Source organism: Streptomyces cyaneofuscatus (genome assembly GCF_000718135.1).
Taxonomy (GTDB): domain Bacteria; phylum Actinomycetota; class Actinomycetes; order Streptomycetales; family Streptomycetaceae; genus Streptomyces; species Streptomyces cyaneofuscatus.
Genome location: NZ_JOEM01000006.1, coordinates 1 through 20793 on the forward strand (window position 1 = coordinate 1; position 20793 = coordinate 20793).

General features: G+C 73.1%; 17 protein-coding genes. 6 read left to right on the forward strand and 11 right to left on the reverse strand.

What is annotated here, in order from left to right; all coding sequences use genetic code 11:
- Nucleotides 1-431: 431 nt before the first annotated feature.
- From proC to IF17_RS0111380, 3 genes are all read right to left on the reverse strand, one after another.
- Nucleotides 432-1241: a pyrroline-5-carboxylate reductase gene (gene proC / locus IF17_RS0111370; RefSeq protein WP_030564781.1), complete on the reverse strand. Its 810-nt coding sequence runs from the start codon at nt 1239-1241 to the stop codon at nt 432-434.
- A 103-nt stretch (nt 1242-1344) separates the two neighbouring features.
- Entirely contained in the window at nt 1345-2124 is a 780-nt protein-coding gene (locus IF17_RS0111375) for an ABC transporter permease (RefSeq protein ID WP_030564782.1), read from the reverse strand.
- The gene (locus IF17_RS0111380) at nt 2121-2936 is read right to left on the reverse strand and encodes an ABC transporter ATP-binding protein (RefSeq protein WP_030564783.1); all 816 of its coding nucleotides are present in this window, start codon (nt 2934-2936) and stop codon (nt 2121-2123) included. Before IF17_RS0111380 ends, IF17_RS0111375 begins: the two co-directional genes overlap by 4 nt.
- A 218-nt stretch (nt 2937-3154) precedes the next feature.
- Between IF17_RS0111380 and IF17_RS0111385 the strand changes: the two genes are divergently transcribed.
- Nucleotides 3155-4651 carry a SulP family inorganic anion transporter gene (locus IF17_RS0111385; protein WP_051883959.1) on the forward strand — a complete coding sequence of 499 codons (1497 nt, stop codon included), beginning with the start codon at nt 3155-3157 and terminating at the stop codon, nt 4649-4651.
- Nucleotides 4652-4695: 44 nt separating this feature from the next.
- Here the strand turns inward: IF17_RS0111385 and IF17_RS0111390 are convergent, their stop codons facing one another.
- Complete coding sequence (locus tag IF17_RS0111390) at nt 4696-5247, reverse strand: hypothetical protein (protein ID WP_030564785.1); 552 nt, start codon at nt 5245-5247, stop codon at nt 4696-4698.
- A 58-nt stretch (nt 5248-5305) separates the two neighbouring features.
- On the reverse strand, nt 5306-5644 hold the full coding sequence (locus IF17_RS0111395; RefSeq protein WP_030564786.1) for an SH3 domain-containing protein: 339 nt from the start codon (nt 5642-5644) through the stop codon (nt 5306-5308).
- A 135-nt stretch (nt 5645-5779) separates the two neighbouring features.
- Between IF17_RS0111395 and IF17_RS0111400 the strand changes: the two genes are divergently transcribed.
- Complete coding sequence (locus IF17_RS0111400; protein WP_030564787.1) at nt 5780-7945, forward strand: protein kinase domain-containing protein; 2166 nt, start codon at nt 5780-5782, stop codon at nt 7943-7945.
- A gap of 280 nt (nt 7946-8225) precedes the next feature.
- Here IF17_RS0111400 and ilvD read toward each other — a convergent pair whose 3' ends face one another.
- The 4 genes from ilvD to IF17_RS0111420 form a co-directional block, all read right to left on the reverse strand.
- Nucleotides 8226-10076, reverse strand: coding sequence for a dihydroxy-acid dehydratase (ilvD, locus tag IF17_RS0111405; RefSeq protein ID WP_030564788.1), 1851 nt, complete (start codon nt 10074-10076; stop codon nt 8226-8228).
- A 157-nt stretch (nt 10077-10233) separates the two neighbouring features.
- A complete protein-coding gene (locus tag IF17_RS0111410) occupies nt 10234-10851 on the reverse strand; it encodes a TetR/AcrR family transcriptional regulator (protein WP_030564789.1) in 618 nt (205 codons plus the stop codon).
- A 49-nt stretch (nt 10852-10900) separates the two neighbouring features.
- Nucleotides 10901-11776 (reverse strand): sugar phosphate isomerase/epimerase family protein, encoded by an 876-nt coding sequence (locus tag IF17_RS0111415; protein ID WP_030564790.1) that lies wholly within the window; start codon nt 11774-11776, stop codon nt 10901-10903.
- 90 nt (nt 11777-11866) lie between these two features.
- Nucleotides 11867-12817 (reverse strand): Ppx/GppA family phosphatase, encoded by a 951-nt coding sequence (locus IF17_RS0111420; RefSeq protein ID WP_030564791.1) that lies wholly within the window; start codon nt 12815-12817, stop codon nt 11867-11869.
- Nucleotides 12818-12856: 39 nt separating this feature from the next.
- Between IF17_RS0111420 and IF17_RS0111425 the strand changes: the two genes are divergently transcribed.
- Nucleotides 12857-13699, forward strand: coding sequence for a DUF3109 family protein (locus IF17_RS0111425; RefSeq protein WP_030564792.1), 843 nt, complete (start codon nt 12857-12859; stop codon nt 13697-13699).
- 33 nt (nt 13700-13732) lie between these two features.
- Here IF17_RS0111425 and IF17_RS0111430 read toward each other — a convergent pair whose 3' ends face one another.
- Nucleotides 13733-15673 (reverse strand): BACON domain-containing protein, encoded by a 1941-nt coding sequence (locus IF17_RS0111430; protein WP_078615859.1) that lies wholly within the window; start codon nt 15671-15673, stop codon nt 13733-13735.
- Nucleotides 15674-15871: 198 nt separating this feature from the next.
- On the opposite strand from IF17_RS0111430, the gene radA reads away from it, so the two are divergent.
- Entirely contained in the window at nt 15872-17293 is a 1422-nt protein-coding gene (gene radA / locus IF17_RS0111435) for a DNA repair protein RadA (protein ID WP_030564797.1), read from the forward strand.
- An 81-nt stretch (nt 17294-17374) separates the two neighbouring features.
- On the forward strand, nt 17375-18499 hold the full coding sequence (gene disA / locus IF17_RS0111440; protein ID WP_003968311.1) for a DNA integrity scanning diadenylate cyclase DisA: 1125 nt from the start codon (nt 17375-17377) through the stop codon (nt 18497-18499).
- A gap of 152 nt (nt 18500-18651) precedes the next feature.
- Here disA and IF17_RS0111445 read toward each other — a convergent pair whose 3' ends face one another.
- Entirely contained in the window at nt 18652-19407 is a 756-nt protein-coding gene (locus IF17_RS0111445) for a hypothetical protein (RefSeq protein ID WP_030564799.1), read from the reverse strand.
- 325 nt (nt 19408-19732) lie between these two features.
- Here IF17_RS0111445 and IF17_RS0111450 point away from each other — a divergent pair, with 325 nt between their 5' ends.
- Nucleotides 19733-20647, forward strand: a complete 915-nt coding sequence (locus IF17_RS0111450; RefSeq protein WP_030564801.1) for an HhH-GPD family protein — start codon at nt 19733-19735, stop codon at nt 20645-20647.
- Nucleotides 20648-20793: the final 146 nt, after the last annotated feature.

The following is a 20793-nucleotide window of genomic DNA, read 5'->3' on the forward strand; positions in this document are numbered from 1 at the left end:
TTGCTGTCCTGCGTTTCCGACTCTATCAGACTCTTTCGTGTCCGATTCCCGGTCGAAGCGGGTCGTGCAGTTTTGCTTTCGAGGTTCTTCGCTTTCGCGCTTTTCCCTTTCCGGCGAGTCCGACTCTATCAGATCCTTTCGGGCCTGACTCCCAGTCAGCGGGGCTTGTCTTCCCGGCTGTTGGGCCGTTCCGACGAGTGAGACATTAGCGGATTCCTGGCCCCCGACGCTAATCGGGGCGCGTCCCTTCGAACGCGGATTCCTCATTTCGCGAATGCGCACGAAAAAGCGGGCGACACGGAGTCGCTGCTGATCGTGGTTACTGCGGAATGGTTGTCCGGGGACCGACCGGGGTCGGCGCTCACGTCGGACAACTCGGAGCACACTACGGACGAGCCGGGGGCGTGTCAACCCCCGGCCGGAGCCGTGGGTCAGCCGTTGCCGGAGGCCAGTTCGCGGCTGCGGTCGCGGGCGGCTTCGAGGGCGGCGATGAGGGCGGCGCGTACGCCGTGGTTCTCCAGCTCGCGGATGGCGCTGATCGTGGTGCCGGCGGGGCTGGTGACGGCCTCGCGGAGCTTGACCGGGTGTTCGCCGCTGTCCCGGAGCATCACGGCGGCGCCGATGGCGGCCTGGACGATGAGGTCGTGGGCCTGGGCGCGGGGCAGGCCCAGCAGGATGCCCGCGTCGGTCATGGCCTCGACCAGGAAGTAGAAGTAGGCGGGGCCCGAGCCGGACAGGGCGGTGGCCGCGTCCTGCTGGGACTCCGGGACGCGCAGGGTCTTGCCGACGCCGCCGAAGATCTCCTCGGTGGTGGTGAGGTGGGTGCCGGTGGCGTGGCCGCCCGCCGAGATGACGGACATGCCCTCGTCGACCAGGACCGGGGTGTTGGGCATGACCCTCACGACCGGGGTGCCCGCGGTGAGGCGGTCCTCGATGAAGGTGGTGGTGATGCCGGCGGCCGCGCTGATGACCAGGCGGTCGGCGCTGACGTGGGGGGCCAGTTCGTCGAGGAGCTTGCCCATGTCCTGCGGCTTGACGGCCAGGATGAGGATGTCCGCCGCCTTTGCCGCTTCGGCGTTGCTGACCGACTCGACTCCGTACCGCGTGTGCAGCTCCTCGGCCCGCTCGCTGCGGCGGGTGGTCACCAGGAGGTCGGCCGGTCGCCAGCCCGCCCGGATCATGCCGCTGAGGAGGGCCTCGCCGATCTTGCCGGTGCCGAGGACTGCGACTGTCTGGGTCATGTGTTCACCCTCCGGGCGGTGCTGGGGTCGGGATGCGGCGGATGCGTAGCCCGTCGTCTCTCCGTCATCCTCGCACCGGGGGGTCGGGGCGTGCGGTGGTGTCTCAGGGCGTGCGCCGGCGCAGGGTGATCGCGCCCAGGCAGAGGACCAGGAGCGCGCTTCCCGCCACGACCGCGATGTCCCGGAGGAAGTCGCCGGTGAGGTCGGAGTGGTGGAGGACCTGGTTCATGCCGTCGACGGCGTACGACATGGGCAGGACGTTCGAGATCGCCTCCAGGACCGGGTGCATCTGGTCGCGGGGGATGAACAGGCCGCAGAGCAGGAGCTGGGGGAAGATCACCGCCGGCATGAACTGGACGGCCTGGAACTCGGAGGCGGCGAACGCCGAGACGAAGAGGCCGAGCGCCGTGCCGAGCAGGGCGTCGAGCAGGGCGACCAGGAGCAGCAGCCACGGGGAGCCCGTCACGTCCAGGCCGAGCAGCCAGACGGATACGGCGGTGGCCAGGGCGGACTGGACGACCGCGATCGCCCCGAACGCGAGGGCGTACCCGGCGATCAAGTCGCCCTTGCCGAGGGGGAGGGCGAGGAGGCGTTCGAGGGTGCCCGAGGTGCGTTCGCGCAGGGTGGCGATCGAGGTCACCAGGAACATCGTGATCAGCGGGAAGATGCCGAGGAGCGAGGCCCCGATCGAGTCGAACGTCCCGGGAGCGCCGTCGAAGACGTAACGGAGCAGCGTGATCATCGCGACCGGGACGATCAGGAGCAGGGCGATCGTGCGCGGGTCGTGGTGGAGCTGGCGCAGGACCCTGGCCGCCGTGGCCGCCGTACGGGACGGGGTCAGGGCTCGGCCGGTGGGGGCGGGGGGTGCTGTTCGCGTGGTCATGGCGTGGGCTCCTCGGGGTGGGTGCCTCGTGCGGCCGCTTCGTCGACCAGGTGGAGGAAGGCCTCCTCCACCGTCGCCGTGCCGGTGCGGGTGCGGAGTGCCTCGGGGGTGTCCTCGGCGAGGATGCGGCCCTCGCGCATCAGGAGCAGGCGGTGGCAGCGTTCGGCCTCGTCCATGACGTGGGACGAGATGAGGAGGGTGGCGCCCCGGTCGGCGGCCAGGCGGTGGAAGAGGTCCCACAGATCGCGGCGGAGTACGGGGTCCAGGCCGACCGTCGGTTCGTCCAGGACCAGCAGGTCGGGGGTGGAGAGCAGGGCGACGGCCAGGGAGACGCGGCTGCGCTGGCCGCCGGAGAGGGCGGCGGCCAGTACGTCGGCGTGCGTGGTGAGGGCCACCTCCTCGATGGCCCGGGTGACCGCGGACCGGCGCTTGTCCCGGTGGGTGCGGCCGGGGTGCAGGACGGCGGCGAAGTAGTCCAGGTTCTGGCGGACGGTGAGGTCCGTGTAGACCGAGGGCGCCTGGGTGACGTAGCCGATGCGGGGGCGCAGGGCCGGGGCGCCGGCGGGGTGGCCGAGGACGGTGAGCGTGCCTGTCACCTTGGCCTGGGTGCCGGCGATCGCGCGCATCAGGGTTGTCTTTCCGCAGCCCGAGGGGCCCAGGAGGCCCGTGATGGTGCCGGGGCGGATGGTGAAGTCGAGGGTGCTCAGGACTGTGCGGTCGCCTCGTACGACGGTGAGGTCGCGGGCCTGGACCGCTGGGGGTGGGCGGTCGCTTCCGGGGGTAACGGGGTCGCCTTGTCTGTAATTCATCATGTGATGAATTACAGACCCGGGTGCGTGCCGTCGTCAAGAGGGCGGGGAGTGTCGGGGGCGCGGTGGGGCTGCGGGAGTGAACGGAATCGTCCGCTCCGGGCGTTCCGCTCCTGTGTGCTTCCGTGGCCGCCCAGTGGGGCCGCCGTTCGCCACCAGGGTCAACTTCCTTAAAGGACAATGATTTTCACTGTCCCCGCGGTGCTGGAGGTATCCCTCTCGTGCGTGGCTTCTCGTCCTTACCGATTCACCGGGCCGATCTCACGGCCTCCCTCGTCGTCTTCCTCGTCGCCCTGCCCCTCTGTGTGGGGGTGGCCGTCGCCTCGGGCGTTCCGGCCGAGCTGGGCCTGATCACCGGCATCGTCGGCGGGCTGCTCGTCGGCCTTCTGCCGGGCAGCAGTCTCCAGGTCAGCGGGCCCGCCGCCGGGCTGACCGTGCTCGTCTTCGAAGCGGTCCAGCGGTACGGGACCGGCGCCCTCGGTGTCCTGGTGCTGGGCGCCGGGGTGGTGCAGATCGTGCTCGGGGTGCTGCGGCTCGGGCGGTGGTTCCGGGCCGTGTCGGTGGCCGTGGTGCAGGGCATGCTCGCCGGGATCGGGCTCGTCCTGATGGCCGGGCAGGTGTACGTGCTCGCCGGGGCCGAGGCCCCCGGCTCGATGGCCGGGAAGCTGTCCGGGCTGCCGGGGCTCGTGAGCGGTGCGGGGGTGTCCGGTCCGGCTCTCGCGGTGGGCGCGGGGACCGTGGCCGTGCTGGTTCTCTGGCCCCGGTGGCGGCGGGCGGCCCGGGTGCTGCCCGCGCCGCTGGTGGCGGTGGGGGTGGCGGCCGGGGCGACCGCGCTGTTCCGGCTGCCGGTGGAGCGGATCGAGGTGGGCGGGCTGCTCGAGGCCGTACGGCCGCCGGGCGGCGACGACTGGGCCCGGCTCGTCGATCTCGGGGTGCTCGGGACGGTGCTGGCCTTCGCGCTGATCGCCTCGGCGGAGTCGCTGTTCAGCGCGGCGGCGGTGGACCGGATGCACCGGGGGCGGCGTACGGACTACGACAAGGAGCTGATCGCCCAGGGCGCGGGCAACACCGTGTGCGGGGCGCTCGGGGCGCTGCCCATGACCGCGGTCATCGTGCGGAGTTCGGCCAACGTCCACGCGGGCGCCCGCACCAAGGCGTCCCGCGTCCTCCACGGGCTCTGGCTGCTGCTCTTCGTGGCCGCGCTGCCGGGGGCGCTCGGGGTGATCCCGGTGGCGGCGCTGGCCGGGGTGCTGGTGCACGCCGGGTTCAAGCTCGTACCGCTGCGGGTGCTGGTGCCCCTGTGGCGCGGGCATCGCGGGGAGGCCGTCGTGCTGGGTGTGACGGCGGTGACGGTGGTGGCGACGAGCCTCTTCGAGGGGGTGCTGGTGGGGCTGCTGCTGGCCGTCGCCAAGACCGCGTGGGATGTGAGCCATGTGCATGTGGAGACGGTGGAGGGGCCCGGCGTCCTGGTCGTACGCGTCATCGGGAACGCCACCTTTCTGCGGCTGCCGAAGCTGCTGGACGCGCTGGACGCCCTGCCGGCCGACCGGAAGGTGGAGCTGGAGCTGAGCGGGCTGCGGCACACCGACCATGCCTGCGCGGCCGAGCTGGAGGGGTGGGCCGCGCAGCGTGAGGCCCGGCAGGCGGAGGGGCGGGCGGGTGCGCGTCGGGGTGAGGAGGACGGGCGGCGGGAAGGGGCGTTGAGCTCTGCGCCGTGACGTCAGGCGGTCAGGGGCTCTCGTGCCGTCAGGGGGTCTTCAGGTCAGCGGCGCTTCGGGCGCTTGCGGGCCGCCGGGTTGCCCGTACGGGTCGAGCGGCGCTTCTCGAACTGGGCGCGGGCGCTCTCGTACTCCGTGCGGCGCAGCTTCTCGCCCGGGGCCTCGATGAGCGAGCGGAAGAAGTAGGCGAGCAGCGAGCCGATGAAGCCGATCGACTTCAGGCCGCGCAGGGCGTCCTCGCGGGCCGGGTCCTTGGGCCGGGAGCCGAAGCCCTCCCAGGTCTTGCGGAACGCGACGGCGCTGCAGATCGCGAACATCGCGATCACCAGCATCCCGACGAGGCTGCCGACCTCCGCGATCTCCAGGCCCTGGAAGGCGAAGCGCAGGACGAAGCAGGCGGCCACGGCGGCGGCCAGCGAGCCGATCGCGACGCTGGCGCGGCGGAGCCCGTAACCGCCGTCATGGTCGACCCACGTCGTGCCGAAGAAGCGGATCGGCTCGGGCTGCGGGCCGGGGGGTGTGCCCGGGGTGCCTGAGGGTGTGCCCGGCGGTGTGGGGGTGCTGGGTGCTTCGGTGTTGTCGCTGTTCTCGCTCACGGGGTCGATTATCCCGGACGGGGGTCGTGTCCCGTGAGCGAGCGGCTCGGCGGTCCGGTCAGTCGCAGCGCGGGGCGACGTAGCCGTCGCTGCCCGTGAGGACGTAGGTGTCCGAGATGAACTCGCCGTTGGCGATGTTGCACCAGAGGTTCGAGGTGCCGTACGGGCCGGTGACCCGCTCCCCCGGCTTCTGGCAGTAGATCGGCACCCTCATCCCGAGCGGGAGCGTCCGTACGATCCGGTAGCTGGTGCCGGGGCCGGTGCGGACGTTGACCCGGTAGCCGGGGGCGATCGGGTAGCGGTGCGACGAGGCCGGTGCCGCCGCCGCGGTCGTGGTGGACTCGGCGGCTTCCGCCGCTCCCTCCGCCGGGTCGATGGTCTGTTCGTCAACGCCCATGAGGGGCCTCCCCCGTTGAGAAACGATGTGTACGAAGCCGTACGACGCGCAGGCTAACAAGCCCCACGCCACTCGCACGCACCATCGACTAGGCTCCGTGCGTCGCGCTTGCGCATCAACACACGGGGGTGGGCGATGCCGCCGCTGCCAGGGGCCGGAGCGCATCCGGAAGCGGAGTTTCCGGAATACGCGGGTACCTACCGCCTTGAGGCATGTCTCGGCTCGGGCGGCATGGGCGTCGTCCATCTGGCCCGCTCCGCCTCCGGGCTCCAGCTCGCGGTGAAGGTGGTGCACCGGCCGTACGCGGCGGACCCCGAGTTCAGGGCCCGGTTCCGGCAGGAGGTGGCGGCCGCGCGGCGGGTGAGCGGGGCGTTCACCGCGCCGGTCGTGGACGCCGATCCGGAGGCCGTACGGCCCTGGATGGCCACCCTGTACGTGCCCGGGCCGACCCTTGCCGAGCAGGTCAAGCGGAACGGGCCGCTGGCCCCCGCCGAACTGCGCAGGCTGACCGCCGGACTGGCCGAGGCGCTGCGGGACATCCACCGGGCCGGTGTCATCCACCGCGACCTCAAGCCGAGCAACGTGCTGCTCTCCGACGCGGGCCCGAAGGTCATCGACTTCGGGATCTCGCGCCCGTACGACAGTGATCTGCGCACCGAGACCGGCAAGCTGATCGGCTCGCCGCCCTACATGGCGCCCGAGCAGTTCCAGCGGCCGCGTGAGGTCGGGCCGGCCGCCGATGTGTTCGCGCTGGGGGCGGTGCTCGTCCACGCGGCGACGGGGCGGGGGCCGTTCGACTCGGACAGCCCGTACATCGTGGCGTACCAGGTGGTGCACGACGAGGCGGACCTCAGCGGGGTGCCGGAGGATCTCGCGGAGCTGGTCGGGCGGTGCCTGGCGAAGGACCCGGCTCAGCGGCCGACGCCGGACGAGGTGATGGCGGCGCTGCGGCCGCCGTCGTACGAGGCTGCCGCGTTCATACCGGCTCAGCGGCGGCCTGCGGCGGTCGCCGTGGAGTCCGGTGAGCGGGAGGGGGCCGAGGACGCCACTCATGTGCGCGGGGCGGTCCCTCATCGGCGGTGGCGGCCGACGCGTGGGCGGCTGGTCCTCGCGGCCGCGCTGCTTCTGCTGGTCGCGGGGGCGGGTGCCGGGGGGTTCGCGCTGTGGGGTGGGGGTGGTGGCGGGCCGGTGGCGGCTCCGGAGCGTACGCCGGAGGGGAAGGCCGCGGACGGCGCCGCCTTCTCGCCGTGGAGCACCTCGTTGCGGACCAGTGGCCGCGCCACCCCTGTCTGCTCCTCCGCCGGGGCGGGCGCTGCCCTGTACTGCGCGGTGGCCGGGACCGGGACCGCGCGGATCGATCCGGCGGACGGGCGGGTGGTCTGGTCGGACCGGAACACCGCGCTCCGTGACGCCTCGGCGCCCATCGTCTCGGGCGGGGTGGTGCTCTCGGCGGGGCCGGACGGGAAGCTGCGCGCGTACGACCCGGTGAAGGGCGTCCCGGTCCGGGAGACCGGCCTGTCCGCGAGCCCCGGCTCCGCGTTTCCCGCCGGCTCGACCCTGCTGACCGTCGCGGACGGCGGCACGGTCACGGCGCTGGACGGTGCGAGCGGGGTGGAGCGGTGGGAGCGGCCGCTGACGGGGCACACGCGGCCGGACTTCGGGCTGTACGACGAAGCGTCCGGCCTCGCGTACGCCTTCGAGCACGCGCCGACCGGTACGTCGACCCTGGTCACCGCGGTGGACGCCGGGAGCGGCCGGGCCGTGTGGCAACTGCGGCTGGACGGAATCCTTACGCCGGTCGCCACCGCCGGGGGCGGGGATCTCGTCCTGACGGAGATGAACGCGGACATGCAGACGTTCGGGCTGGTGCGGTACGCGCCCCAGAAGCGCTCGGCCGTACGGATCGCGCTGCCGTTCCGGCTGGACGAGCCGGAGGTGGTGATGGGTGGCGACGCCGCGTACCTGCTGGGGCGGGGCGGGTCGTTGCTGGCGGTGGACACCGGGGCGCCGACCGGCGGGAAGGCCGAGCTGTGGCGGCTGGAGACCGGGGTGGGGAGGGGGTCCGCGCCGGTGCTCGGGGAGGGCGGGCACCTGTACTTCTCGGCCGCGGACGGGCGGCTGCTGGCCGTCGACACGGGGCGGGGGGCGCTGGTGGGGGCGACGCGGGCGCGGCTGAGCGGGGGGAAGCTGACGTACGCGTCCGACCTGCCGGCGCCGGTGGCGGCGGGGCGGGTGGTCGTGGGGACGGCGCCGGACGGGTCGGTGTTCGCGGTGGACGGGCTGGAGCCGGGGGGCTGGTGAGGGGGTGCCCTTGGCGCCGAGGGCTCGGGGAGCGGGTGCGGGTGCGGGTAGGGGACGGGTGCGGGTGCGGGTCCACCCGGGGCTCCGCCCCGGACCCCGCTCCTCAAACGCCGGAGGGGCTGGAAAGGGGATGCCCGAGACGCGGGAGCGGGCAGGTGACGGTGGCGTGGCCCGGGGCTCGGGTCCACCCGGGGCTCCGCCCCGGACCCCGCTCCTCAAACGCCGGAGGGGCTGGAAAGGCGGGCCCCGGAAGGGGAGCCGGGAGTGGCTCCCCCGCCCATCAGCCCAGCTTGGAGACGTCCCTGACCGCGCCCCTGTCCGCGCTCGTGGCCATCGCCGCGTAGGCGCGCAGGGCGGCCGAGACCTTGCGTTCGCGGTTCTTGGGCGCGTACACGCCGTTCAGGGCCTCCCGGCGAACCGCCAGTTCGGCGTCGTCCACCAGCAGCTCGATCGAGCGGTTCGGGATGTCGATGCGGATGCGGTCGCCGTCCTCGACGAGGGCGATCGTGCCGCCGGAGGCCGCCTCGGGTGAGGCGTGGCCGATGGAGAGGCCCGATGTGCCGCCGGAGAAGCGGCCGTCGGTGACCAGGGCGCAGACCTTGCCCAGGCCCCGGCCCTTGAGGAAGGACGTGGGGTAGAGCATCTCCTGCATGCCGGGGCCGCCGCGCGGGCCCTCGTAGCGGATGACGACGACGTCGCCCGGCTCGATCTCCTTGCGGAGGATCTTGTCGACGGCCTCCTCCTGGGACTCGCAGACGACGGCCGGGCCCTCGAAGGTCCAGATCGACTCGTCGACGCCGGCCGTCTTCACGACGCAGCCGTCCACGGCGAGGTTGCCCTTGAGGACGGCGAGGCCGCCGTCCTTGGAGTAGGCGTGTTCGACGTCGCGGATGCAGCCGCCCGCCGCGTCCAGGTCGAGGGTGTCCCACCGCTCCGACTGTGAGAAGGCGGTCGCGGAGCGGACGCAGCCGGGGGCGGCGTGCCACAGCTCGACGGCCTCGGGGGACGGGGAGCCGCCGCGCACGTCCCAGTTCTTCAGCCACTCGGCGAGGGTGTCGGAGTGGACCGAGTGCACGTCCTCGTTGAGGAGTCCGCCTCGGTGCAGCTCGCCGAGGAGGGCGGGGATGCCGCCGGCGCGGTGGACGTCCTCCATGTAGTACGTGCCGCCGGGGGCCACGTTCGGGGCGACCTTGGACAGGCACGGGACCCGGCGCGAGACCTCGTTGATGTCGTCCAGGTCGTACGCCAGCTCCGCCTCCTCGGCGGCGGCCAGCAGGTGCAGGATCGTGTTGGTGGAGCCGCCCATAGCGATGTCCAGCGCCATGGCGTTGTCGAACGCGGCGCGGGTGCCGATGGAGCGCGGCAGGACCGTCTCGTCGTCCTGCTCGTAGTACCGCTTGGTGATCTCGACGACCGTGCGGCCGGCGTCCTCGTACAGCGCCCTGCGGGCGGTGTGCGTGGCGAGGACCGAGCCGTTGCCGGGGAGGGAGAGGCCGAGGACCTCGGTCAGGCAGTTCATCGAGTTGGCGGTGAACATGCCGGAACAGCTGCCGCAGGTGGGGCAGGCGTTCTCCTCGATACGGAGGATGTCCTCGTCCGAGATCGACTCGTCGACCGCGTCGCTGATCGCGTTGACCAGGTCGAGTTTTCGCACCGTGCCGTCGACGAGGGTGGCCTTGCCGGCCTCCATCGGGCCGCCGGAGACGAAGACGGTCGGGATGTTGAGGCGCATCGCGGCCATCAGCATGCCCGGGGTGATCTTGTCGCAGTTGGAGATGCAGATCAGCGCGTCCGCGCAGTGCGCCTCGACCATGTACTCGACGGAGTCGGCGATCAGGTCGCGGGAGGGCAGGCTGTAGAGCATGCCGCCGTGGCCCATCGCGATGCCGTCGTCCACGGCGATGGTGTTGAACTCACGCGGGACCGCGCCCGCAGCCAGGATCGCCTCGGAGACGATCCGGCCGACCGGGGCGAGGTGGGTGTGGCCGGGGACGAACTCGGTGAAAGAGTTGGCGACCGCGATGATCGGCTTGCCGATGTCCGCGCTCGCTACGCCCGACGCGCGCATAAGGGCGCGCGCGCCCGCCATGTTGCGTCCGTGGGTGACCGTGCGGGACCTCAGCTGGGGCATCGTCGCTCGCTCCTTCGGCAGGGGTGCTGCCTCCGACAGTTACAGAAAGACTGTCTTCGAGCGTACGCCCCGAATCCAAGATCTGGACAGGCTGTCCGGAATGCGGGATGCGGTGGTCGGTACGTGGGCAGGCACCGTGTGCACGCGCCGTACGCCGTCAGCTCTCGGTCAAGTATCTCTGCAGCGTCGGCGCCACCATCGCGACGATGTCCTCCGGGTCGGCCGAGGCGAGCGGCTCGGCGCGGATCACGTACCGCAGCATCGCGATGCCGATCATGTGCGAGGCGGCGAGCTCCGCGCGGAAGGTGGCGTCGGGGACGTCGAGGTCGGCCGCGATCCGTTCCAGCAGCCGCCGCAGGACGAAGCCGCGCAGCACCTTCGCCGCCGCCTCGTGGGTGAGCGCCGAGCGCAGGACCGCCAGGAGCGGGGCGCGGGTGGCCGGGTTCTCCCATACGGAGAGGAAGTAGCGGGCCAGCCGCTCCCCCAGGCCCTCCGGGGGGCCGCCGAGGACCGCGGGGATGACGAGGGCCGGTTCGAAGGAGAGCTCGACGGCGGCCGCGAAGACCTCGTCCTTCGTACCGAAGTAGTGGTGGACGAGGGCCGCGTCGACCCCGGCGGCCTTGGCGACCTGGCGGATCGAGGTCTTGTCGTAGCCGCGCTCGGCGAACTCCGTACGGGCCGCCTGCAGGATCCGCGTACGGGCGTCGGGGCCTTCGGTGGCGGCCTGGCGGGAGGGGCGGCCCCGGCGCCGGGGGGCGGGCGCGTCCTCGGTCACGGGCGGTCCGGGGTCGGGGAGGCCGGGAGCGGGGGCCGACGGTCCGGGGTCACGGGCGGCGGGCCTCAGGGGCCTGGTCGGAGGTTCCGCGGGCCTGGTCCGTGACGGCGGTGGCCGGGTCCGTGGGGGCGGGGGCCGAGGCGAGGTGGAGGCGGGTGAAGGCCAGGGCCTCGGCGAGGTCGGCCTCGCGTTCGGCGGAGGACATCGCGCGGCGGGTGTTGACCTCGATGACGACATGGCCGTCGAACGACGTACGGGCCAGGCGCTCCAGCAGCTCCGCGCACGGCTGGTCGCCCCGGCCGGGCACCAGGTGCTCGTCCTTCGCCGAGCCCTTGCCGTCGGCGAGGTGCACGTGGGCGAGCCGGTCGCCCATCCGGTCCACCATGGCGAGGCTGTCGGTGCGGGCGGTCGCGGTGTGCGAGAGGTCGACCGTGAAGTGCCGGTAGTCGTCGTTGGTGACGTCCCAGTCGGGGGCGTACGCGAGCATCTCGCGGTCCCGGTAGCGCCACGGGTACATGTTCTCGACGGCGAACCGGACGTCCGTCTCGTCCGCCATCCGCCAGATCCCGGTCACGAAGTCCTTGGCGTAGTTGCGCTGCCACCGGAACGGCGGGTGCACCACGACGGTCGAGGCGCCGAGCTTCTCGGCGGCGGCTTTCGCCCGCTGGAGCTTGATCCACGGGTCGGTGGACCAGACGCGCTGGGTGATCAGGAGGCAGGGCGCGTGGACCGCCAGGATCGGGACCTGGTGGTAGTCGGAGAGCCGGCGCAGGGCCTCGATGTCCTGGCTGACGGGGTCGGTCCAGACCATGACCTCGACGCCGTCGTACCCCAGACGCGCGGCGATCTCGAAGGCCGTCGCGGTGGACTCGGGGTAGACCGAGGCCGTTGACAGGGCGACCTTCGCATCGGGGATGCGCACCACTGGTTCTGCCACCTGGACAGCGTACGGGCACCGGTGCGCGGCGCCGAGGGGCCCTGGCGGAAAGTGATCAGGGCCATGGGCCGGAAGGTGTCACCCCGGCAGCGCGGCCCGCTCCACCGGGAGGTGGTCCAGGCGGCGCAGGATGACGCCCTCGCGGAGCGCCCAGGGACAGATCTCCAGCTCCTCCACGCCGAACAGGTCCATCGTGCCCTCCGCCACCAGCGCCCCGGCGAGCAGCTGGGCGGCCCGGCCCTCGGAGACGCCGGGGAGGCGGCCGCGCTCCTCGACGGTCATCGACGCGAGCTTGGGGACCCACTCCTCCAGGGCGCTGCGGCTGAGGCAGCGCTGGACGTAGAGGCCCTCGGTGGAGCGGGCGGCGCCGGCGATCCGGGCGAGCTGCTTGAAGGTCTTGGAGGTGGCGACGACGTGGTCCGGGCGGCCGGCCCGGCTGAACTCCCCCACCGTCCGCGCGATGCTGGCCCGCACATGGCGGCGTAGCGCCCGCACCTGCTCCGGGTCGGCCGGGTCCTCCGTGAGCCAGGCGCCGGTGAGGCGGCCCGCGCCCAGCGGCAGGGAGACGGCGGTGTCCGGCTCCTCGTCGATCCCGAAGGCGATCTCCAGCGAGCCGCCCCCGATGTCGAGGACCAGCAGCTTCCCCGCCGACCAGCCGAACCAGCGGCGGGCGGCCAGGAAGGTGAGCCGGGCCTCCTCCGCGCCGCTGAGGACGGCGAGATCGACACCGGTCTCGACCCGTACGCGCTCCAGCACCTGGTCCGCGTTGGTCGCCTCGCGCACCGCGGAGGTGGCGAACGGCAGCACGTCCTCGCACCCCTTGTCCTCGGCCGCCTGGACCGCCCCGGCGATCGTCGCCACCAGCCGGTCCACGCCGAGGGGGCCGATCGCACCGGTCTCGTCGAGCAGTTCGGCGAGGCGAAGCTCCGCCTTGTGCGAGTGCGCGGGCAGCGGGCGCGCGCCGGGGTGGGCGTCGACCACCAGCAGGTGCACCGTGTTCGATCCCACGTCGAGGACTCCGAGTCTCATACGGGAACGCTACTGCTCCATCGGACTTACTCTGGGCGCGTGCCAAAGACGAAAAAGGCTAAGCCGGACAAAGCCACGAAGAAGCAGAAGTCGAACAAGCAGACATCACAGTCGGAGGCGAACGGACCGGACCCGTCCGACGAGAAGGGCATCGACTTCGCGCGGGCCTGGGTGGAGTTTCCCGATCCGGCCGATGACGAGCAGGTCTTCCGCTGCGATCTGACCTGGCTGACCTCCCGGTGGACCTGCATCTTCGGCAGCGGCTGCCAGGGCATCCAGGCGGGCCGCGCCGACGACGGCTGCTGCACGCTGGGCGCGCACTTCTCCGACGAGGACGACGAGAAGCGGGTCGCCGAGAACGTGGCGCGGCTCACCCCCGAGCTGTGGCAGTTCCACGACGTCGGTACGGAGACGGGCTGGGTCGGCCTCGACGAGGACGGCGAACGGCAGACGCGCCGCTGGGAGGGGTCCTGCATCTTCCAGAACCGGCCGGGATTCGCCGCCGGGGCGGGCTGCTCGCTGCACATCCTGGCGCTGCGGGAGGGCAAGGAGCCGCTGGAGACCAAGCCGGACGTGTGCTGGCAGCTGCCGGTACGGCGTACGTACGACTGGATCGACCGGCCCGACGACACCCGGGTGCTCCAGGTGACGATCGGTGAGTACGACCGGCGGGGCTGGGGGCCGGGCGGCCATGACCTGCACTGGTGGTGCACCTCGGCGACGTCCGCGCACGGGGCCGGGGACCCGGTGTACGTGACCTATCGGCCGGAGCTGATCGAGCTGATGGGCAAGGAGGGCTACGACCGGCTGGTCGAGCTGTGCGAGGAGCGGCTGTCCTCGCTGCTGCCGATGGCGCCGCATCCGGCGGACCCGCAGGTCTGACGGCGGCCCCCGCCGGCCCTCTTGGTCACGTCGTCACTCCGTCGGGGCCGGGTCGCTCGGGCCGGGGTCGGTCGGGCCGGGGTCGGTCGGGGGCGGGTCCGTGGGGTCCGGGCCGGGCGGGTCCGTGGGATCGGTCGGGGCCGGGTCGGTGGGGGTCGGTTCCGTGGGGCCCGGGTCGGTGGGGCCGGGGCCCGGATCGGTCGGGCCCGGGTCCGTCGGGCCGGGATCGGTGGGGCTCGGGCCCGGGCCCGGGTCGGTCGGCCCGGGGTCGGTCGGGCGCGGGCCGGTCCCGTCCGTCGGGGCGGGGGAACCGGGGGCGGGGCGCGTCGGGCCGGGGGTGGTGCCGGTGGGCGGGGTGGTGGCACCGCGCCCGTCGATGATCACGGCGGAGCCCGACGGGTCCAGCGCGATCCGGGCGCGCCACGGGGAGCGCGGGGCCGCCGCGTGGTTCACCGCGACCGTGACGGTGGCGGACTTCCCGGCCGCGAGGGTGCCCGCCGTACGGCTCAGGCGCAGCCACCGCGCGTCCGTGGTGGCCGTCCAGTCGACCGGGCCCCGGGCGGAGGCGGTCAGCGTGATCGTCGTGAGCGCGCCGGAGGTCCGGACGGCGACCGTCAGGCGGCCCGCGCTCTCCGGGTCGCCGCCGGTGGGGACGACCTCGGCCGTGACATCCGGGGGGTGGACGCCGCGCCGGTCGCCGGGGCGGGTGTTGCCCGCCTTCTCGTACGCGGTCCCGGGGTCGTCGCTCCGCTCGCCCGCGCCCTCGATCTCGGTGGCGGTGACCTTGGAGCCGTCGTGGCCCTCGCCGGTGAGCGGGGCTCCCCGGTACGCGGCCCACAGGGCGATCACCGGCGCGGCGACCACGGTGGCGACCACCGTCGTCGTCACGACCCGGGCGCGCAGCCGGTCCCGGCGGGCGGCGTGGTCCTTGGGGTCCAGCGGGTAGCCGGTGCGGCCGAAGCGCGGGCCGCCCGAGCGGGAGCGGCGGGCCTGGGCGAGGGCGACGTGGACGGAGGGGCGGGGGGCCTCGACGAGCGGCAGGCGGGCGGTGGCCGGGGCGACGGTGGCTCCGGGCCAGGGGCCTGCGGCGTCGACCCGTTCGGCGGCGCGGCGGCAGCGGGGGCAGTCGTCGACGTGGCGGACGAGCTCGCGGCGCAGGGCGGCGGAGAGGAGCACCTGGTGGTCGCCGGTGAGCCGGGCGACGGTGGGGCAGCCGGCGGTCTCCACGACGGCGAGCGCGGCGCGGGTGCGCTCGACCTCGCAGGCCGCCGCCGCCAGCAGCTCCCGGGCGGTGACCGGCTCCAGGCCGAGCACGGAGGCGACGGCGCGGGGGGTGAGCCGGTGGCGTACGGCCAGTTCGAGCGCTTCGCGCTGCTCCGGGGTGGTGCCGGCGGCCTCGGGCCAGGCGAGGGTGGCGAGCTCCCGTCTGCGGGCCTCGGCGGCCGGGGACTCGGCGGGGGCGGGGGTGGTGGCGTCCTCCGGGGTGAGGTGCGCGCCCTGGTGGCCTTCCCCGGCAGCCGACGGGTGGCCTTCCGCGGCGGCCGACGGGCCCGTGGCGGGGGCCGACGGGCTCGTCATGGCGGCCGACGAGCCCGTAACGGCGGCTGAGGCGCGCTCTGCGGGGCCTGTGTCCCTGGTCGGCGCCGGGGGCCTGCGGTGGGCTTGGCGGCCGCGTCTGCGCTCGGTGAGGGTGCGCAGGCAGGTCCACCGGGCCAGGGCGTAGAGCCAGGATTGACGTTCCTCCTCGGCCTCGGGACACCGGGCTTCGTGCCGGTCCGCGATGGCCAGGACCGCGCCGAGCGCCTCGGTCGCCGCGTCGTGGTCGCAGAGCACGGAGAGGCAGTAGGTGAAGAGTCCGTCGAGGTGCGGCTCGTAACGTGCGGCCGGCCGGTGGGCCGAGGCGTGAGGTGCTCGCCGGTGCGCCCGGTGTGCGCCGGTGGTGTGCGTGGGGGCCTGCATCCTGCTGCTCGTCACCCGGCGACCGTAGGCAGAGGAGTACGTACCCTTGGCGCCCCTTGAGCACATTTAATCCTTACGGGTGAACGTATCCCTCGAAAGGGGACGGGGATCACGGATTCCGTCCGAAGTGCTTCCGTGCGCCCTCTGTGCGGAAGGGCTCCCCGCGCCCCCTGCGCGGGCGGCGCTGTCAGACCCCACCTATACGGTGACGCCATGGCTGCCCGTACGAAATCCGCGAAGGACCGGCCGTCCTACCGCTGCACCGAATGCGGCTGGACCACCGCCAAATGGCTCGGCCGTTGCCCCGAGTGCCAGGCGTGGGGGACGGTCGAGGAGTTCGGCGGCGCCCCCGCCGTGCGCACCACCGCGGCCGGCCGGGTCTCCACCGCCGCCGTGCCGATCGGCCAGGTCGACAGCCGCCAGGCCACCGCGCGCTCGACCGGCGTCGGTGAGCTGGACCGGGTGCTGGGCGGCGGGCTCGTGCCGGGGGCCGTCGTGCTGCTGGCGGGCGAGCCGGGCGTCGGCAAGTCGACGCTGCTGCTGGACGTGGCGGCCAAGGCGGCGAGCGAGGACCACCGCACGCTCTATGTGACCGCCGAGGAGTCCGCGAGCCAGGTCCGGATGCGGGCCGACCGGATCAAGGCGATCAACGACCACCTCTACCTCGCGGCGGAGACCGACCTGTCGGCCGTGCTCGGGCATCTGGACGCGGTGAAGCCCTCGCTGCTGATCCTGGACTCGGTGCAGACCGTCGCCTCGCCCGAGATCGACGGCGCGCCCGGCGGGATGGCCCAGGTCCGGGAGGTGGCCGGGGCGCTGATCCGGGCCTCCAAGGAGCGCGGGATGGCCACGCTGCTCGTCGGCCATGTCACGAAGGACGGCGCGATCGCCGGGCCGCGGCTGCTGGAGCACCTGGTCGACGTGGTGCTCTCCTTCGAGGGCGACCGCCACGCCCGGCTCCGCCTGGTCCGCGGCGTCAAGAACCGTTACGGGGCGACCGATGAGGTCGGCTGCTTCGAGCTGCACGACGAGGGCATCACCGGCCTCGCCGACCCCTCGGGCCTCTTCCTGACCCGGCGCGACGTGGCGGTGCCGGGCACCTGTCTGACGGTGACGCTGGAGGGCAAGCGGCCCCTGGTCGCCGAGGTGCAGGCGCTCACGGTCGACTCCCAGATCCCTTCACCCCGGCGCACCACCTCCGGTCTGGAGACCTCCCGGGTCTCGATGATGCTCGCCGTGCTGGAGCAGCGCGGCCGGATCAGCGCGCTCGGCAAGCGGGACATCTACAGCGCGACGGTCGGCGGCGTGAAGCTCACCGAGCCGGCGGCCGACCTCGCGATCGCGCTCGCGCTGGCCAGTGCCGCCAGCGACACCCCGCTCCCGAAGAACCTGGTCGCGATCGGTGAGGTGGGGCTCGCGGGCGAGGTCAGAAGGGTCACCGGAGTCCAGCGGAGACTGGCCGAGGCATACCGTCTCGGCTTCACCCACGCCTTGGTACCGACCGACCCGGGAAGGGTTCCTTCGGGTATGAAGGTCACAGAAGTCGCCGACATGGGGGATGCTCTGCGGGTCCTCCCGCGCCGGTCTCGGCAGGAGGCGCCGCAGCCTCGTCAGGAAGACAACGCGCGCCGGTAGACTTTGCCCTGGTCTCGCCCGCCCGTGGACACGGCATGGGGGACGCAAGGGCACCGCAAACCTGTCGACCGGAGGAGTGCAGTGGCAGCCAACGACCGGGCGACAACGCCCGGAAAGTCCGGCCAAGGCACCGGTAACGAGGCGCTGATGCGCGCCTCGCTGAGCGCGGTCGCGCCCGGAATGGCCCTGCGGGACGGCCTGGAGCGCATTCTCCGGGGCAACACCGGCGGGCTGATCGTCCTGGGCATGGACAAGACCGTCGAATCGATGTGTACCGGCGGGTTCGTGCTGGACGTGGAGTTCACCGCGACCCGACTGCGCGAGCTGTGCAAGCTCGACGGGGCTCTGATCCTCGACAAGGACATGACCAAGATTCTGCGGGCCGGCGTGCAGCTGGTCCCGGACGCCTCGATCCACACGGAGGAGACGGGGACCCGTCACCGTACGGCGGACCGGGTCTCCAAGGCGTGCGGCTTCCCCGTCGTCTCGGTCTCCCAGTCCATGCGCCTGATCGCGCTGTACGTGGACGGGGAGCGGCGGGTCCTGGAGGAGTCCTCCGCGATCCTGTCCCGGGCCAACCAGGCGCTCGCCACCCTGGAGCGGTACAAGCTCCGCCTGGACGAGGTGGCCGGCACGCTCTCCGCGCTGGAGATCGAGGACCTGGTCACCGTCCGGGACGTGACGGCGGTGGCGCAGCGTCTTGAGATGGTCCGGCGGATCGCGACGGAGATCGCGGAGTACGTGGTCGAGCTCGGCACCGACGGACGGCTCCTGTCGCTCCAGCTGGACGAGCTGATCGCGGGCGTGGAGCCGGAGCGGGAGCTGGTGGTCCGGGACTATGTGCCCGAGCCGACGGCGAAACGGTCACGCACGGTGGCGGAGGCGCTGACGGAGCTGGACGCGCTGAGCCACACGGAGCTGCTGGAGCTGCCGGTGGTGGCGCGGGCGCTGGGGTACAGCGGCTCGCCGGAGACGCTGGACTCGGCGGTCTCGCCGCGGGGCTTCCGGCTGCTGGCGAAGGTGCCGAGGCTGCCGGGGGCGATCATCGAGCGGCTGGTGGAGCACTTCGGGGGCCTGCAGAAGCTGCTGGCGGCGAGCGTGGACGACCTCCAGACGGTCGATGGCGTCGGGGAGGCGCGGGCGCGGAGCGTGCGGGAGGGGCTGTCGCGGCTGGCGGAGTCGTCGATCCTGGAACGGTACGTCTGAGTTGGGGCGTGCCCACTGAGCCCGTCCGGCGTTTGAGGACGGAACCGTTTCCTTGGACGGGCGTCGCGTTCACGCGCCCGGGTGACCTCTTTGCGTGCCGCCCATCCCGGCGAGGGTTCCGTCCTCAAACGCCGGACGGGCTGGGGGCGCGGTTAGTCCTTCTTCAGGACGAAAGAGGCTCGGCGGATCGGGGTGTCCGGGGCCTTGGCCTCCAGCAGGTACGTGCCGGGGGCGGCCTTGCCGGGCGGCGGGGTCGCGCAGTTGGGGGCCGAGCGGGCGCGGTTCCAGTCCACCGTGTGCACGATCGTCGCGCCGGCCGGGACCTGGAGGAACAGCGGGCCCGGAGCCGCCGGGCAGTCCTTCGAGGACCAGACCACGTCGTCCTTCTCCGCGCTCGCCTCGGTGACCGTCAGCACCACGTTCTTCGGTCCGAGGTCGGCCTTGCAGGTCGCCGACGAGGTGTTCCGGGCGATGATCTCGAACGTGGGCCGGTCGTCGGGGCCGTAACTGACCTTCGTGCGCAGGGTCAACTCCAGTGCGCCGGGCCTGCATGCGGGGAGCGGGGAGTTCGCCGGGACCTGCCGGCCCGCCGTGGAGCCGCCGGAGCCCGTGCCTCCGCCGCCCGTACCGGCCGTGTCCGCGCCGCCTGTTGACGTACCGCCGCCCGAGCCCGCGCCCGTGTCGCCGCCGGAGCCGCTCTCGCCGTTCGAGCCGTCGGAGCCACCCGAGCCGCCCGAGCCGTCGGATCCGCCGTCCGACTCGTCGCGGCCGCCCGGCTGTTGGCTGATCGCCGGGCCGGAGCTGCCCGGGCCCGGGGTGATCGACTCCACCGGGTCGGAGCCGCCGGGCTTGCCGTCGTCCTTGGTCCCGTTGGAGCCGGTGGTGGTGACCGCCCAGGCGATCAGCACCGCGAGCAGCGCAACCAGAAGCCCCGCTACCGCCCTTCGGCGCCAGTAGATGCTGGAGGGAAGCGGACCGACCGGATTGCGCATAGATCCCACGGGCCAAACTGTACGAGAGATCCGGGCCGTCTCAGGCCCCACCCGCCGCTCCGGGCACAAGTTTTGCCGATCATCATCAAGTTTTGCCGATGATCATCACGGAGGCGGGCCGCCGGACCCGGTCACAGGGGACAGAACGGGTGGCGTTCGCACCCGCCGGGGCCGCCGCGCGGGCCGACACCCCCGCACCCGTGACACCGCTCCCGCCTTCCGTGCCAGGATCGTCAGTGCCATGACTGCCATGACTTCGACTTCCCCCCAGACGCCCCCCGCCGCCGCCTCCCTCCACACCCCCGTCATCGGGTGGTTCGAGCAGCACGCCCGCGATCTCCCCTGGCGCCGCCCCGAAGCGGGCGCCTGGGGGGTGATGGTCAGCGAGTTCATGCTCCAGCAGACCCCGGTGAGCCGGGTCCTCCCGGTGTACGAGCAGTGGCTCGCCCGCTGGCCCCGCCCCGCCGACCTGGCCGCCGAGGCGCCCGGGGAAGCGGTCCGCGCCTGGGGCCGGCTCGGCTACCCCCGCCGCGCGCTGCGGCTGCACGGGGCCGCGCAGGCGATAACGGAACGGCACGGCGGTGACGTACCGAGTGAGCACGGCCAGCTGCTGGCGCTGCCCGGGATCGGCGAGTACACGGCGGCGGCCGTGGCCTCGTTCGCGTACGGACAGCGGCACGCGGTGCTCGACACGAACGTCCGCCGGGTGTTCGCCCGCGCCGCGAACGGCATCCAGTACCCGCCGAACGCGACCACCGCCGCCGAGCGCAAGCTCGCCCGGGCCCTGCTGCCGGACGAGGACGAGCGCGCGGCCCGGTGGGCGGCGGCCACGATGGAGCTCGGCGCGCTCGTGTGCACCGCGCGCAACGAGGACTGCGACCGCTGCCCGATCGCCTCGCAGTGCGCGTGGCGGCTGGCCGGGAAGCCCGCGCACGAGGGGCCGCCGCGCAAGGGCCAGACGTACGCGGGGACCGACCGGCAGGTGCGGGGCCGGCTGCTCGCGGTATTGCGGGACGCGCTCACTCCCGTACCGCAAGCCGCTCTGGACGCGGTGTGGGAGGAGCCGGTGCAGCGGGCCCGGGCGCTGGACGGGCTGGTCGCCGACGGGCTCGTGGAACCGCTGGCGGACGGCCGGTACCGGCTGCCGCTGACATAGGCGGCTCCTGGCGCCTCCCCCGGCGCTGTTACACAACCGATGGGCAGCCGTGCGTCGGCGTACGGCTGCTCCGCACAACCTCGTGACAACGCCTCCGTAGCGTCTCCGACAGCAGTACACGGGGATTCACGGGGACGGAGGCGGTT